Annotated in this window: 13 protein-coding genes and 1 pseudogene; 8 read left to right on the top strand and 6 right to left on the bottom strand. The window is 65.4% G+C overall.

Features of this window, described 5'->3' with window-relative positions; all coding sequences use genetic code 11:
- Nucleotides 1-4: 4 nt before the first annotated feature.
- The 5 genes from N2604_RS36335 (at nucleotide 5) to N2604_RS36315 (ending at nucleotide 3879) form a co-directional block, all read left to right on the top strand.
- On the top strand, nucleotides 5-247 hold the full coding sequence (locus N2604_RS36335) for a DUF4170 domain-containing protein (RefSeq protein WP_036039955.1): 243 nt from the start codon (nucleotides 5-7) through the stop codon (nucleotides 245-247).
- On the top strand, nucleotides 244-963 hold the full coding sequence (locus N2604_RS36330; RefSeq protein WP_260372728.1) for a lysophospholipid acyltransferase family protein: 720 nt from the start codon (nucleotides 244-246) through the stop codon (nucleotides 961-963). Before N2604_RS36335 ends, N2604_RS36330 begins: the two co-directional genes overlap by 4 nt.
- Nucleotides 926-2272 (top strand): 3-deoxy-D-manno-octulosonic acid transferase, encoded by a 1347-nt coding sequence (locus N2604_RS36325; protein ID WP_260372727.1) that lies wholly within the window; start codon nucleotides 926-928, stop codon nucleotides 2270-2272. The genes N2604_RS36330 and N2604_RS36325 overlap by 38 nt, the downstream gene beginning before the upstream one ends.
- The gene (gene lpxK, locus N2604_RS36320) at nucleotides 2265-3281 is read left to right on the top strand and encodes a tetraacyldisaccharide 4'-kinase (RefSeq protein WP_260372726.1); all 1017 of its coding nucleotides are present in this window, start codon (nucleotides 2265-2267) and stop codon (nucleotides 3279-3281) included. The genes N2604_RS36325 and lpxK overlap by 8 nt, the downstream gene beginning before the upstream one ends.
- Before the next feature lie 151 nt (nucleotides 3282-3432).
- Nucleotides 3433-3879, top strand: coding sequence for a GYD domain-containing protein (locus tag N2604_RS36315; protein WP_260372725.1), 447 nt, complete (start codon nucleotides 3433-3435; stop codon nucleotides 3877-3879).
- A 258-nt stretch (nucleotides 3880-4137) separates the two neighbouring features.
- On the opposite strand, the gene N2604_RS36310 is transcribed toward N2604_RS36315, so the two are convergent.
- From N2604_RS36310 to N2604_RS36290, 5 genes are all read right to left on the bottom strand, one after another.
- A complete protein-coding gene (locus N2604_RS36310) occupies nucleotides 4138-4323 on the bottom strand; it encodes a hypothetical protein (RefSeq protein ID WP_260372724.1) in 186 nt (61 codons plus the stop codon).
- Between the two features lie 408 nt (nucleotides 4324-4731).
- Complete coding sequence (locus N2604_RS36305; protein WP_260372723.1) at nucleotides 4732-5109, bottom strand: TadE/TadG family type IV pilus assembly protein; 378 nt, start codon at nucleotides 5107-5109, stop codon at nucleotides 4732-4734.
- On the bottom strand, nucleotides 5106-5609 hold the full coding sequence (locus N2604_RS36300) for a TadE/TadG family type IV pilus assembly protein (protein WP_260372722.1): 504 nt from the start codon (nucleotides 5607-5609) through the stop codon (nucleotides 5106-5108). The genes N2604_RS36305 and N2604_RS36300 overlap by 4 nt, the downstream gene beginning before the upstream one ends.
- 11 nt (nucleotides 5610-5620) lie before the next feature.
- Nucleotides 5621-6856: a TadE/TadG family type IV pilus assembly protein gene (locus N2604_RS36295; protein ID WP_260372721.1), complete on the bottom strand. Its 1236-nt coding sequence runs from the start codon at nucleotides 6854-6856 to the stop codon at nucleotides 5621-5623.
- 305 nt (nucleotides 6857-7161) lie between these two features.
- Nucleotides 7162-7386, bottom strand: a complete 225-nt coding sequence (locus N2604_RS36290; RefSeq protein ID WP_260372720.1) for a DUF2093 domain-containing protein — start codon at nucleotides 7384-7386, stop codon at nucleotides 7162-7164.
- 194 nt (nucleotides 7387-7580) lie between these two features.
- Between N2604_RS36290 and N2604_RS36285 the strand changes: the two genes are divergently transcribed.
- Together N2604_RS36285 and N2604_RS36280 are read left to right on the top strand one after the other, a co-directional pair.
- On the top strand, nucleotides 7581-8375 hold the full coding sequence (locus N2604_RS36285) for a dienelactone hydrolase family protein (RefSeq protein WP_260372719.1): 795 nt from the start codon (nucleotides 7581-7583) through the stop codon (nucleotides 8373-8375).
- Nucleotides 8376-8559: 184 nt separating this feature from the next.
- Entirely contained in the window at nucleotides 8560-8709 is a 150-nt protein-coding gene (locus N2604_RS36280; RefSeq protein ID WP_260372718.1) for a hypothetical protein, read from the top strand.
- 418 nt (nucleotides 8710-9127) lie between these two features.
- Here N2604_RS36280 and xseA read toward each other — a convergent pair whose 3' ends face one another.
- Nucleotides 9128-10747: an exodeoxyribonuclease VII large subunit gene (gene xseA, locus N2604_RS36275; protein ID WP_260372717.1), complete on the bottom strand. Its 1620-nt coding sequence runs from the start codon at nucleotides 10745-10747 to the stop codon at nucleotides 9128-9130.
- A gap of 137 nt (nucleotides 10748-10884) precedes the next feature.
- Between xseA and N2604_RS36270 the strand changes: the two are divergent.
- A pseudogene (locus N2604_RS36270) lies at nucleotides 10885-11895 on the top strand (alpha/beta hydrolase).
- Nucleotides 11896-11897 lie beyond the last annotated feature (2 nt).

Here is an 11897-nt window from a genome sequence, read left to right as displayed (position 1 = left end):
ACTCATGCCAGATAGTGCCCCGCAACAACTGCTCCACCTCGTCATCGGCGGCGAGCTCGTCGATCTCGAGCACAACACCTTCAAGAACCTGGACGAGGTCGACATCGTCGGCCTGTATCCGAACTATGCCAGCGCCCACGCCGCCTGGCGGGCCAAGGCGCAGAGCACGGTCGACAACGCGCAGATGCGCTACTTCATCGTCCACCTGCATCGGCTGCTCGATCCGAATCAAGAACCGGCGCGTTGAAAAAACTGCTTCGCAATACGCTGCGAAGCAGCTGGTTTCAGCGTGCCGTCGGGGTCCTGGCGGCCGAATATCTGCGTCTGGTCTGGCGGACCAGCACCTTCACGTTCGATCCGTCTGACGTCTACGAACGCGTCGAGCCGCAGCTCCCTGCGATCTTCGCGTTCTGGCACGGCCAGCATTTCCTCACGCCCTTCATCAAGAACCAGAACAAGGCCTCCTATCGGGCCAAGGTGCTGATCTCCCGGCACCGCGACGGCGAGTTCAATGCCATCGCCGCCGAGCGGCTCGGGATCGGCACGATCCGCGGTTCCGGCGACCATGGCGGCGCGTTTCACCGTAAAGGTGGCGTCGGCGCCTTCAAGGAAATGGTGCGGACGCTGCAGGCCGGTTGTAATGTCGCGCTGACCGCCGACGTCCCCAAGCGCTCGCGCGTGGCCGGGCTCGGCATTATCATGCTGGCAAGGGAATCGGGACGACCGATCATGCCTTTCGCGATGGCGACCAGCCGCTTCATCCGGCTCAAGAACTGGGATCGCACCACCATCAATTTGCCATTCGGGCGGGGCGCTTTGGTCGGCATCAAGGAAATCCACGTTCCCGCAGATGCCGACGTCGCCATGATGGAGACGTTGCGGCAGGAGCTGGAAGACATGTTGAACGAGGCGACCCGGCGCGCCTATGCGCAGCTCGGCCGCCCGGGACCGGAAGATGCCTAAGTCGCTGCCCATTAGGCTGCCGATCACGCTGCGGATGTACCGGCGCCTGGCCGCCGGCCTGGTGCCGCTCGCGCCTGCGCTGATCAAGCGGCGGCTGAAGCAGGGCAAGGAGGACCCCGCGCGCGTCGGCGAGCGGCGCGGCCTGTCCCGCGACGTGCGGCCGCATGGCCCGCTGGTCTGGATCCACGGCGCCAGCGTCGGCGAGGTGCTGGCGGCGGCCGCCCTGATCGAGCGCCTGCGCGATCTCAATCTGCGCATCCTGCTCACCTCGGGCACCGTTACCTCGGCCGCGGTCGTCGCAAAACGCTTTCCGCCCGACGTCATCCATCAATACCTGCCGTATGATTCGCCGCGCTATGTCGCGCGCTTCCTCGACCATTGGAAGCCGTCGCTGGCGCTGTTCATCGAATCCGATCTGTGGCCGAACCTGATCCTCGCCGGCGCCGCGCGGCGGGTGCCGATGGTGCTGATCAACGGGCGTATGTCGCCGCGTTCCTTCCCGCGCTGGCGCCGCATGCACGGCACCATCTCGGCGCTGCTGTCGCGGTTCGACATCTGTCTTGCGCAGTCGAAGACCGATGCCGAGCGCTTTGCCGCGCTCGGCGGCCGCGACGTCGTCACGACAGGGAATCTCAAGCTCGACGTGCCGGCGCCGCCGGCCGATACCGCCAAGCTGGAGCGGCTGATGGCGATGACGCGCGGGCGTCCGATCATCGTCGCGGCCTCGACCCATCCGGGCGAGGACGAGATGCTGGTTGCGGCGCATCGCAACCTGGTCGGCTTCTTCCCGCAGCTTCTCACCGTGATCGTGCCGCGGCATCCGGATCGCGGCTCCTCGATCGCAGGCCTCATCACGGCGTCCGGCCTGAAGCCCAGCTTGCGCTCGCGCGAGGAGCTGCCGACGGCAACGACCGACATCTATGTCGCCGACACGATGGGCGAGCTCGGCCTGTTCTATCGGCTCTCGGAAATTGTCTTCATGGGCGGATCGCTGATCCACCATGGCGGGCAGAATCCGATCGAGGCGATCAAGTTGGGCGCCGCGATCGTCCACGGTCCGCACGTGTTCAACTTCGCCGACGTTTATGAGTCGCTCGATACCAGCGGCGGGGCGCGGCAGGCCGATACGCAGGAAGCGCTGGTCAAGCAGCTCGGTCAGCTGCTGGCCGATCCCACCATGCGCGACAGGATGCAGCGCGCGGCCTCCGGCGTGGTCGAGCAGCTTGGCGGTGCGCTCGATCGCACCATGACGGCGCTCGAGCCGTATCTGCTGCAGTTGCGGATCGAGATGGGGGCCGCCAATGCGTGAGCCGGCCTTCTGGTACCGGCCACGCTCCCTCCAATCATACGCGCTATGGCCGCTCGGAGCGCTCTACGGCGCGATCACCGGACGGCGCATGCTGCGCCAGGGCCTTGACGCCGGCATCCCCGTGATCTGCGTCGGCAACTACCATGTCGGCGGCGCCGGCAAGACGCCGACCGTGCTGGCGCTGACGAAGCTTTTGCGCGAGCTCGGCGAGACGCCGGTCGTGCTCAGCCGCGGCTATGGCGGGCGCCTGACGGGTCCTGTCATGGTCGACCGCGCGCGCCACACTGCGGCCGATATCGGCGACGAGCCCCTGATGATGTCGCGCGACGTCCCGGTCGCGGTCGCGCGCGACCGCTTCGACGGCGTCGCGCTGGCGAAGTCCCAAGGCGCCACCGTGATCGTGATGGATGACGGCTTCCAGAATCCTGGTCTGCTCAAGGACGCCTCGCTGATCGTGATCGACACCGAGCGCGGCCTCGGTAACGGCAAGGTTTTTCCCGCAGGCCCCCTGCGCGCACCGCTCGACGTGCAGCTTGCGCGCACCGACGCGCTGGTGCTGATCGGCGACGGCAATGCCGCCAACGATGTCGCGGCGGAGATCGCGAAGCGGAACAAGCCCGAGCTGCGTGCGCGCCTGAAGCCGGATGCGGCCTCGCTCGCGCAGCTGCTCGGCAAGCGGGTGTTCGCCTTCGCCGGCATCGGCGATCCCGGGCGTTTCTTCCGCACTCTGCGTGCGAGCGGCATCGACGTGGCGCGCACGCGCGCCTTCGCCGACCACCACATGTTTTCGGAAGGCGAGATCGCAGCGCTCGCAGCGGACGCGCAGCGCGAGCAGCTCACGCTGGTGACAACGGAAAAGGATCTTGCACGCTTGCGCGGCCGCGAAGGCGTGCCTGACGGCATCGTGCCGTTCGCCGTTCAGCTCGAGTTCGATGATGCGGCAAAGCTGCGGCAATTGATCAGCGATCATCTTTACAGAGCGCGCGAGCGAAGGTTCAGCGCGCGCTGATCTCGCAACGTGAGACAACGTCTCTGCCCTAGTCCGAAACGCGGAAAGCGTTGCGGCCGGCGAATCTTCTTCCGCGCATTCGGGAGTTGATGTAGCGTTGCATGAGAGCCGTCACCGGGACGTGCCGAACTCCCGGAAATGATCGACGGCGTTGCTGCCTACGGCGGGCCATGAATCTTCATCACATCAGGTGCAGCGGCCGTCACGACCAGTTCGCAACGGCACGGGAAGTTATTGCCAACAGTTCAGAGGAGAACTTGCCATGCATTTTTGCCTCACCGGACAATACACGCCACGCGCTCTCAATGCCATTTTGGAGAATCCCACCACCAATCGCCAGGAGGCAGCTCGCAAGCTCATTGAAGCGGCCGGCGGAAAATTGGTCTCGATGTACAGCGTCGCGGCCGACGGCCCCGGCGTCCTCGTGATTTTCGATGTTCCTGATCCCAGCGCGGCTCCGGCCATTTCCGGCCTGACCGTGACGGCTGGCACGCTGCAGAACGTGAAGCTGGTTCGGTTGTTCACGCAGGACGAGATCAAGCAGGTCCGCCAGAACGCGGCGAAGCTGCGTCCTTCGTATTCGCCGCCGGGAAGCTGATTTCCGGATCCAAAGCGCAGCCGCCGTTGTCGGACGACGCGGCGGCTGCACTCATGTCGAAGGCGGGAATCATGTCTGCGACGAGGCGAGGGGGCATGCTCACCACGCGCCCGCGGCCATCAATCCGATGATGGTCAGGCACGACATGCAGGCCACGACGACGGTGTAGCATTCGGGTGTATTCATTGCCGTCTCCCAAACTGTTGCCAATTGCTTGGTCACTGCTACGCGGGAGTGATCTACGGTGCTGCAGCCGCTTCAATTCGGCATGCCGTGACCGGTCATGCGGTGTGCGTCCGTTCTCTCATCGTCGGCTTGCGTCGCAGGACAATGATCTGCTGCGATAGCTTCAGCGCGCTCAGCTGCGATCAGAAGCTGCTTGCGCATTTCAGCGAGACGGGCGCGGCAATATTCACGATAGAGCAGGTCGAAAATGGCGGGCATGATCACCCCCATCGATTGCCTTTCGATTACAGATATTCCACTGCGAATTTTCAAGGTGATCGTAGCCCGTCGGGTGGCTCTTCGATATGAGCCCGTTCACAGACCGCGCCAATTCCAATGCTCGATGGCTGTTTGGTTGACCTGATCGTCTGTGCGATAAAAGAACAGGGCCAATTACCTAACCTGCACTATAGCAGCCCTTTGTTTCACCAAGACTTTCCGAACAACTTAAGGGCGCCGAACTGCGATAAAGAATCCAACCACAGGGCGAAACGACTCACCAACGGCTGCAACGAACGTAGAACGCAATCGATCGGCACGACAGAGACCATTTTGCCGAGTTGCCGGCAATGCGGCGCGGGCACATCGTCCTTTTCCTTCGCCCGGCAAAGCCGCCTGTCGGCGACCTCAACTCGGAAAACATGCACGCGCGGTCAGCGTGACCGGGGACAGGTTGATGATCTGCGGAAACTCAAACGAATAGCTCGCGCTGACCTGGTTGCCGCACGCGGCCGTGGCAAAGGTGAATGTCCCCGGGGGAAGCGTGAGGCCGAAGGCCTGCTGGGCAGCGTAGGTCGTGATCGCGCTGCTGCTCGGGCAGAGCGTGTTGTTGACGGTCGCGCAGCGCGCCGCCATTTCGCTCCCATGCTGGATTCCCAGCTGAGTCCAGAACAGCAGTCCGCATTCGACGATTCCAAATATGAACAGGAAGAACACGGGAGCGGTCAGCGCAAATTCCAGTGCTGAGGCGCCCCGCGTGTCTCGCCACAATTCGGTGAGTCTCACTGCAGCCTCGTGGTGGACTGCGCGGTGTACGTGTATGTGGCCGCCACGATCTGATAATCGATGATCGTAGAGTACGTCGCTCGCGCCGAGACCGTCGTGTATGTTCCGGCCGGCGCACCGCCGGTGCAGACCGTTCCGCAGCTGGTGGCGCTGACTCCCGCACTCGTTGGACATCCGCAAAATTGGACCGGCGGAGGCGAAGCGGTGATGTTCGTCGCGCTGGTGGCACTTGCGACCGCGTTCGCGATGCCGCTCGTGTCGAAGCCGCGCGCAATCGCGTACTGGGCTCCCGCTTGCGCGGCATTTTCGACCTGCATCTTGCGATAGAGGGCAAGCCCGATGTCCGTGACCGAGACGACCATCAGAGACAGCAGCGGAATCAGAATCGCGAATTCGGCCGCTGCGACGCCCCGTTGATCGCCGGCAGCATTGCGCACATGCCGCGTCAGAGAACCAAGCAATCGACGGCCGAAGTTGGATGAGAAATTCTGGATTTGCATCGCTCCAAACCTCATTCGATGAGCTGCGCGGTTTGCGAACCGATCGTCGCGGTACCGAGCGCGGTGCAATTGACCTGCAGGTTCGACGTGCCGCTGAACGTCAGCGTATCCGCGATGATCTTGGTGCAGGATGCGCTGGTGCCGTTGCCGCCGCTGAAGCTGAGATTGGCCTTTGGCAGGTAGATGGCACCGCCGAAATTCTGCGTGCTGCCGCCCGTCAGATTGAAATTGGTCCCGGCCGGCATGTTGCGGTCGCCGTACATGACGATGCCCTTCGTGGGGCCGCTGGTCGGCCCGGTCAGGTCGACGGTCGCGTTGCTGCCGATTGAAGCGGTACCCCAGTCGCTTCCAGAGCCCGTGAACACCAGGGTGACGCCGCTGCCGGTGATGGTGGCATTTCCGGCGACGCTCAAGCTGGCCCCGTCCAGATAGTAGATGCCCGGATTGAGGTTCAGGACTGCGCCGGCATTGACGGTAATGCTGCCCATGTAGCAGCCGGGCTCGAGCGAGTTTGTTTTTCCGTTGGCGTTGACCGTGATCTTGGCATTGCTGCAGCTCGGCCTCGCAGGCGGAGAAACGTCGGCATAGGGATCGGCGACAGGCGTGATGTGCGTCTTGACCCCGTTGGTCGCCGTGATGCTGCTCGCGCCGGAGACGTCGCCGACCACTCCGACCTGGTTTGCCGCGACCGAGGCGCTGCCGGCGACGTTGAGCGAGGGGCTGGCGCTCGAGTTGCTGTAGAGATTGCACTTGATCAGGTTGAGCTGGTTGCCGCCGCTGACGTTGACGGCGGGGCTTGCGCTCCTGTTGAGCGCAAGCACGCAGCCCGTCCCGGAATTGGGCAGCGCGACCGAGCGCGCGGTGATTTGGACGCGATCCGAGCCGAACAAGGCCGAGAGCAGCCGACGCTGCGGTTGACTGACGATGACCTCGATGGCCTGCGAATTCGACGCCTGACTGCCTGTTTTTGGCGGCTGGTTCACCGTGACCGTGACGTCGTTCGCGCCGTCGGTGTAACCATAATTTGCCGCGACCGCCTTGGCTTCGGACGAGGGGTCGCCGCCGACACTGGCAGCCGTCGCAGCGCTGACCGCGCCGGAATCTGCAACGCTCTGCATGTTCTTGTGCTTGTAGTACCACCAGCCCACTTCCGTTCCGAGGCCGGCGGTGCCGACCAGGACCGGCATGAGCAGCGCAGAAATGAGCACGTAGCTGCCCTGCTCGTCGCGGATGAACCGTTCAAGCAAATGATCCTTTGAGCTCGAAGGTGCACCGAACGAACGGCTGAAACTTCTCCGGAGGTCCATGCGTTCCTGCCCGATTGCCACTTTATCCCGAGGCAATCTGGTGCGGGCCGGCTTAAATGCGCCCCAATGGAAGCCGGACAATTTTAAGCATCGGCGAACATTCAGCCGGCATTCATGGCCGCAATCTTATCGACGTAGCCGCGTCCAGGAGGAAGTCAGATGAAATTGCAGTCTGCAATTGTTACCGCCGGCCTCATATGTCTGCCGGTTTTGCCCGCCCTACCAGAGTTACGAGAGCCGAAGGATCACGGCTGCTTCAGCGCGCCGGGAAAATGCCGCTGCAGCACCGCGGCGGGCGTGGCATAGGCCTCCTGCAGGTCCACGCTCCAGTACTTCAGCTCGTCGAGCGGGATTCGGACGTCGGTGATCGCGCAGCGCACGAAGGTGCCCGGCGAGATCACGCGGAAGTCGCCGTCGAGATATTGCACCTGCGCTTCGCCATGGCCCGAGGGGCCGAACTTGTTCAGCACGGTCGAAAGTCTCCGCGGAAGGCCTCTCCATGGAAAACCGTGGAAGGCACGATGTGTTGGACGGGATGTAGCATAGATGGGGTGGCTTGTCCGCCCGTTAAACCCACCGGTTTGTGATGATTTGCCGCCGTTTTCGCGTGATAGGGCTTCAGCCGAAGGGCCGCTGGTTCCGGCGCCTCCTGCGGCAGAGTCCGATGCGCCTGCGACTGACCGCTTTGTTCCTGACGCTGCTGATGTCGGCCGCGCACGCCGCCCCGGCGCCGCAGCCGGTCGAGATTCCGCTCGCCTCCGGGGTGCTCCATGCGCAGCTCTACAAGCCCGAGGGCGCGGGGCCGTTTCCGGCCGTGATCGCGCTGCACGGCTGCGGCGGGCTGAGTAGCCATTCCGAGCCCGTGCTGCCGCGCTATCGCGATTGGGCCGAGCGCCTGCTCAAGGCCGGCAATGCCGTGCTGCTGCCCGACAGCTACGGCTCGCGCGAGCTCGGTCCGCAATGCCGCGTCAAGGAGATGCACGTCAAGGCGCGGCGCGAGCGCGTCGCCGATATCGCGGCCTCGCGTGCCTGGCTGATGCAGCAGCCTTTCGTGGCGCAGGACCGCATCAGCCTGATCGGCTGGGCCAATGGTGCGAGCGCGCTGCTCTGGGCCGTGCGTCCGCAAAGCGCGGGGCGCGATCCCGGTCCGGACTTCCGTGCCGCGATCGCGTTCTATCCGGATTGCCGGATCTCGGCGGGCCTCGGCTGGAGCACGCGGGTGCCGACGCTGGTCCTGATCGGCGCCGATGACGAGGTGTCGTCGCCGCCCGCCTGCCGCCAGATGGTGGACGGCGCGCGCGGCCGCAGCGCACTGGCGCGCATCGTGGTCTATCCCGGCGCCGATCACGATTTCGACCGCGCCACCACGTCGCTGCACGCAGCCGCCGCACCCGAGCACGAGGATACCGAGGCCCGCGCCGCCTCGCAGAAGGACGTCGCGCAATGGCTGGCGCGGTGATCGCGGTGCCGTAGCCCGGATGGAGCGAAGCGAAATCCGGGACGGTGCAACGTGTGGCAAGACCCCGGATTACGCTTCCGCTCCATCCGGGCTACGACCGGGAATCCACGGATCGCGCATGGATGCGGTTTCAGCGCATGGCCGCGCCATCATTCGACCACGATGTCGATTAAACGCATCTCACATGCATGGCCGCATCACGCTCTTCGCTTCCGCCCTGGTCGTCTTCACCGTCGCGATCCTGCTGTTCGAAGCCCACGCCGACGCCCCCCATCGCGCGCCGGAACATTGCGGCTTCTGGACCACGATCGAGGCGGGCTTGTCCTGCCGCTGAAGCTTGCCCTGCTAGGCCCGTCACCCTGAGGTGCTCGCCCCTTCGGCGAGCCTCGAAGGGCGACGGCCCGGCTGCATCCCGGCCGTACATCCTTCGAGGCTCACCTTGCGATGCGAGCGCATCGCAAGCCTCGCACCTCAGGATGACGGGTCTGAATGGGCGAGGCGCTGTCTCCACACACGCACTGTCATCGCCCGGCTTGCCGCCTTCGCTAAAGCTTCGGCGGGCCAAGCACCCTTGTGGCCTCGGCGTAGCCTTGGCGGAGCCGGGACCGGGCGATCCAGTACGCCGAGACGCCTGTGAATTACCGAGAAGCCGCGGCGTACTGGATTCCCCGCTGGAGCCTGTCATTGGGCTCGCCGAAGGCGAGACCCGGTGGCGGGGAATGACACTGAGGGTGAGGCATGGCCCTCGCTCCTCAAAACAGGCTGCCCTGATCCACCGGCTTGGCCACGCGCCTCAGTGCCGGCTTCGTCTCCGCGGCCGGCTTCGGCTGCGCGGGCGCGGGCTTGGCCGTCGGCGCCCCGCGATCCGCATCTGCCGTCGCGCCGACGCGGCCGTCCGCGAACTCGATCTCGAGGCGCGCGCCGGGGCCGATCGTATCAGCCGCATGCAGGGGATGGCCGGCCTCGTCGCGCACCAGGGCAAAGCCGCGCGCGAGCACGCTGCGATAGGACAGCGCGGAGAGCAGCTTGCCGCTGTTCTCGACGCGGGCCTCCAGCCGCCGCAACAGCGTGTCGAGCGCGCGCTCTGCCCGTTCGGCCAAACGATGGGTGCGCTCGCGCTGGCGGAGAATCGCAGTGCGCTGGGCCTGCGCATTCGAAAGTTTTGAGGCGCGCAGGCGCACCTCCAGTCCCGCAAAGCGGTCGCGCCGCTGCCGCAGCAGCGAGCGCGCGGACAGGCCCAGCCGCTCGCCGCAAACGGTGAGGCGATGATCGGCCTGCGCGATCTGGCCGTGCAGCACGCGCAGGGTCAGCTTTGCGCTTGCGGCGGTGAACCTGCGGAAATGCGCATGGGTGTTGGCCTTGAGGCAGCGGGGCAGGGCGCTGCCTGCCGAATCCAGACGCTGCCGCGGGATCGCGAGCAGATCGCCGGCCGCCGGCAGCGCGCGCGCGGCGGCGCGCAGCTCGCTGCGGCGGCTCTCCTGGGCGCGTTGCCAATAGGCGCGGGTGCGGCGGGCGAGATCGCCGACCTCGACGAACAAATCGCTGCGCACCGGCACCGCCATCTCGGCCGCCGCCGTCGGCGTCGGCGCGCGCTTGTCGGCGACGAAGTCGATCAGCGTGACGTCGGTCTCGTGCCCCACCGCCGAGATCAGCGGGATCATGCTCTCGGCTGCGGCGCGCACCACGATCTCCTCGTTGAACGACCAGAGGTCCTCCAGCGAGCCGCCGCCGCGCGCGACGATGAGAACATCGGGCCGCGGAATCTTGCCGCCTTCCGGCAGCGCGTTGAAGCCGCGGATCGCGGCCGCGACCTGCTCGGCCGAGCCGTCGCCCTGCACCTTGACCGGCCACACCAGCACGCGGCGGGGAAAGCGGTCCTCCAGCCGATGCAGGATGTCGCGGATGACGGCGCCGGTCGGCGAGGTCACGACGCCGATCACTTCCGGCAGCCAGGGCAGCAGCTGCTTGCGCGCCTCGTCGAACAGGCCCTCGGCGGCGAGCTTCTTCTTGCGCTCCTCCATCAGCGCCATCAGCGCGCCGATGCCGGCCGGCTCCAGCGCCTCGATCACGATCTGGTACTTCGAGGAGCCCGGATAGGTCGTCAGCTTGCCGGTGGCGATCACCTCGAGCCCCTCCTGGGGCTTGAAGCGCATCCGGCCGTGCACGCCCTTCCAGATCACCGCCTCGATCTTGGCGCTCTCGTCCTTGAGCGCGAAATAGCAATGGCCGGAGGAATGGGCGCCGCGAAAGCCGGAGATCTCGCCGCGGACGCGGACATGGCCGAAGGCGTCCTCGACCGTCCGCTTCAGCGACAGGGACAGTTCGGAGACGGTGAATTCAGGCGCGTTGAGCAGTTGTTCCGCAGGCGGCATCTCAAAAACGATTCGGCATTTCGGGGTCAGGCCCGACGTTAAGGATTTTCGGGGCGCGGCGCCAATCCAGGGATTGATCGGAAGAGTACTCTGTAATATAGAGTTCTCTATTAACTGATCGGCTTGAGGAATGAACCATGGCGATCCGGTTGTTGCGCGGCCTCCTGAACGGCCTGAAATGGGCTCTTTGTGCGGTCGGCGGCGTGGCGCTGATCCTGGCGGCGATGATCGCAACGCCATTGCAGCGGCCGCCTGAGATGCGGTCGGTCTCCGACTCCGCCAAGGGCATCGACTGGTCCACGCTGCCCCCGCTCGAGCGCTTTCAGGCCCGTGATGGGACCTGGATCGGCTATCGCCACTATTCGCCGGGCGGCGCCGCGACCGGCGGCGGGGCGGTCTTCATCCACGGCTCCTCCGGGTCCAGCGGTAGTGTCAACCACGCCCTGACGCATGCGATCGCCGCGCGCGGTGTGGAGACCTGGGCCCTCGACATCCGCGGTCATGGCGGCTCCGGCACACGCGGCGACATCGGCTACGTCGACTAGCTCGAGGACGACCTCGTCGATTTCGTCGCCCACCTGCGCAAGACCGCGCCCGACCTGCCGCTCACCCTGATCGGCCATTCCGCCGGTGCCGGTTTTTCGCTGCGGGTCGCCGCGACACCGATCATGCAGGACATGTTCGTGCGCACCGTGCTGCTCGCGCCCTATCTCGGCTATGACGCGCCGACCAACCAGCCGAATTCCGGCGGCTGGGCCAATCCCGACATTCCGCGCCTGCTCGGCCTCGCCGCGCTGCGCAAGCTCGGCATCGAGTGCTGCGCGCAGCTTCCGGTGCTGGCCTTCGCGGTGCCTGCGAATTCGGAACGGATTTTGACAGCGACCTATTCCGACCGCCTGATGCGCAATTTCGCGACGCGCGGCTATCGCGTCGATCTGCCGGCCACGACGCGTCCGATCACGATCTTCGGCGGCACGGAAGACGAGATGATGATCTCGGACAAATACGCGGACACCGTGCACGCGCTGAAGCCGTCGGTCGACGTGAAGATCATCGCCGGAATCAACCATATGGGCATGGTGACGAATCCAAAGGCCGTCTCCGCGATCGCCGAGGACGTCGCCACGCGCGGGATCGCCGGGAGCTGACC

It is taken from the genome of Bradyrhizobium sp. CB1015 (genome assembly GCF_025200925.1).
Lineage (GTDB): Bacteria > Pseudomonadota > Alphaproteobacteria > Rhizobiales > Xanthobacteraceae > Bradyrhizobium.
This window is presented reverse-complemented; position numbering and strand designations above follow the sequence as displayed.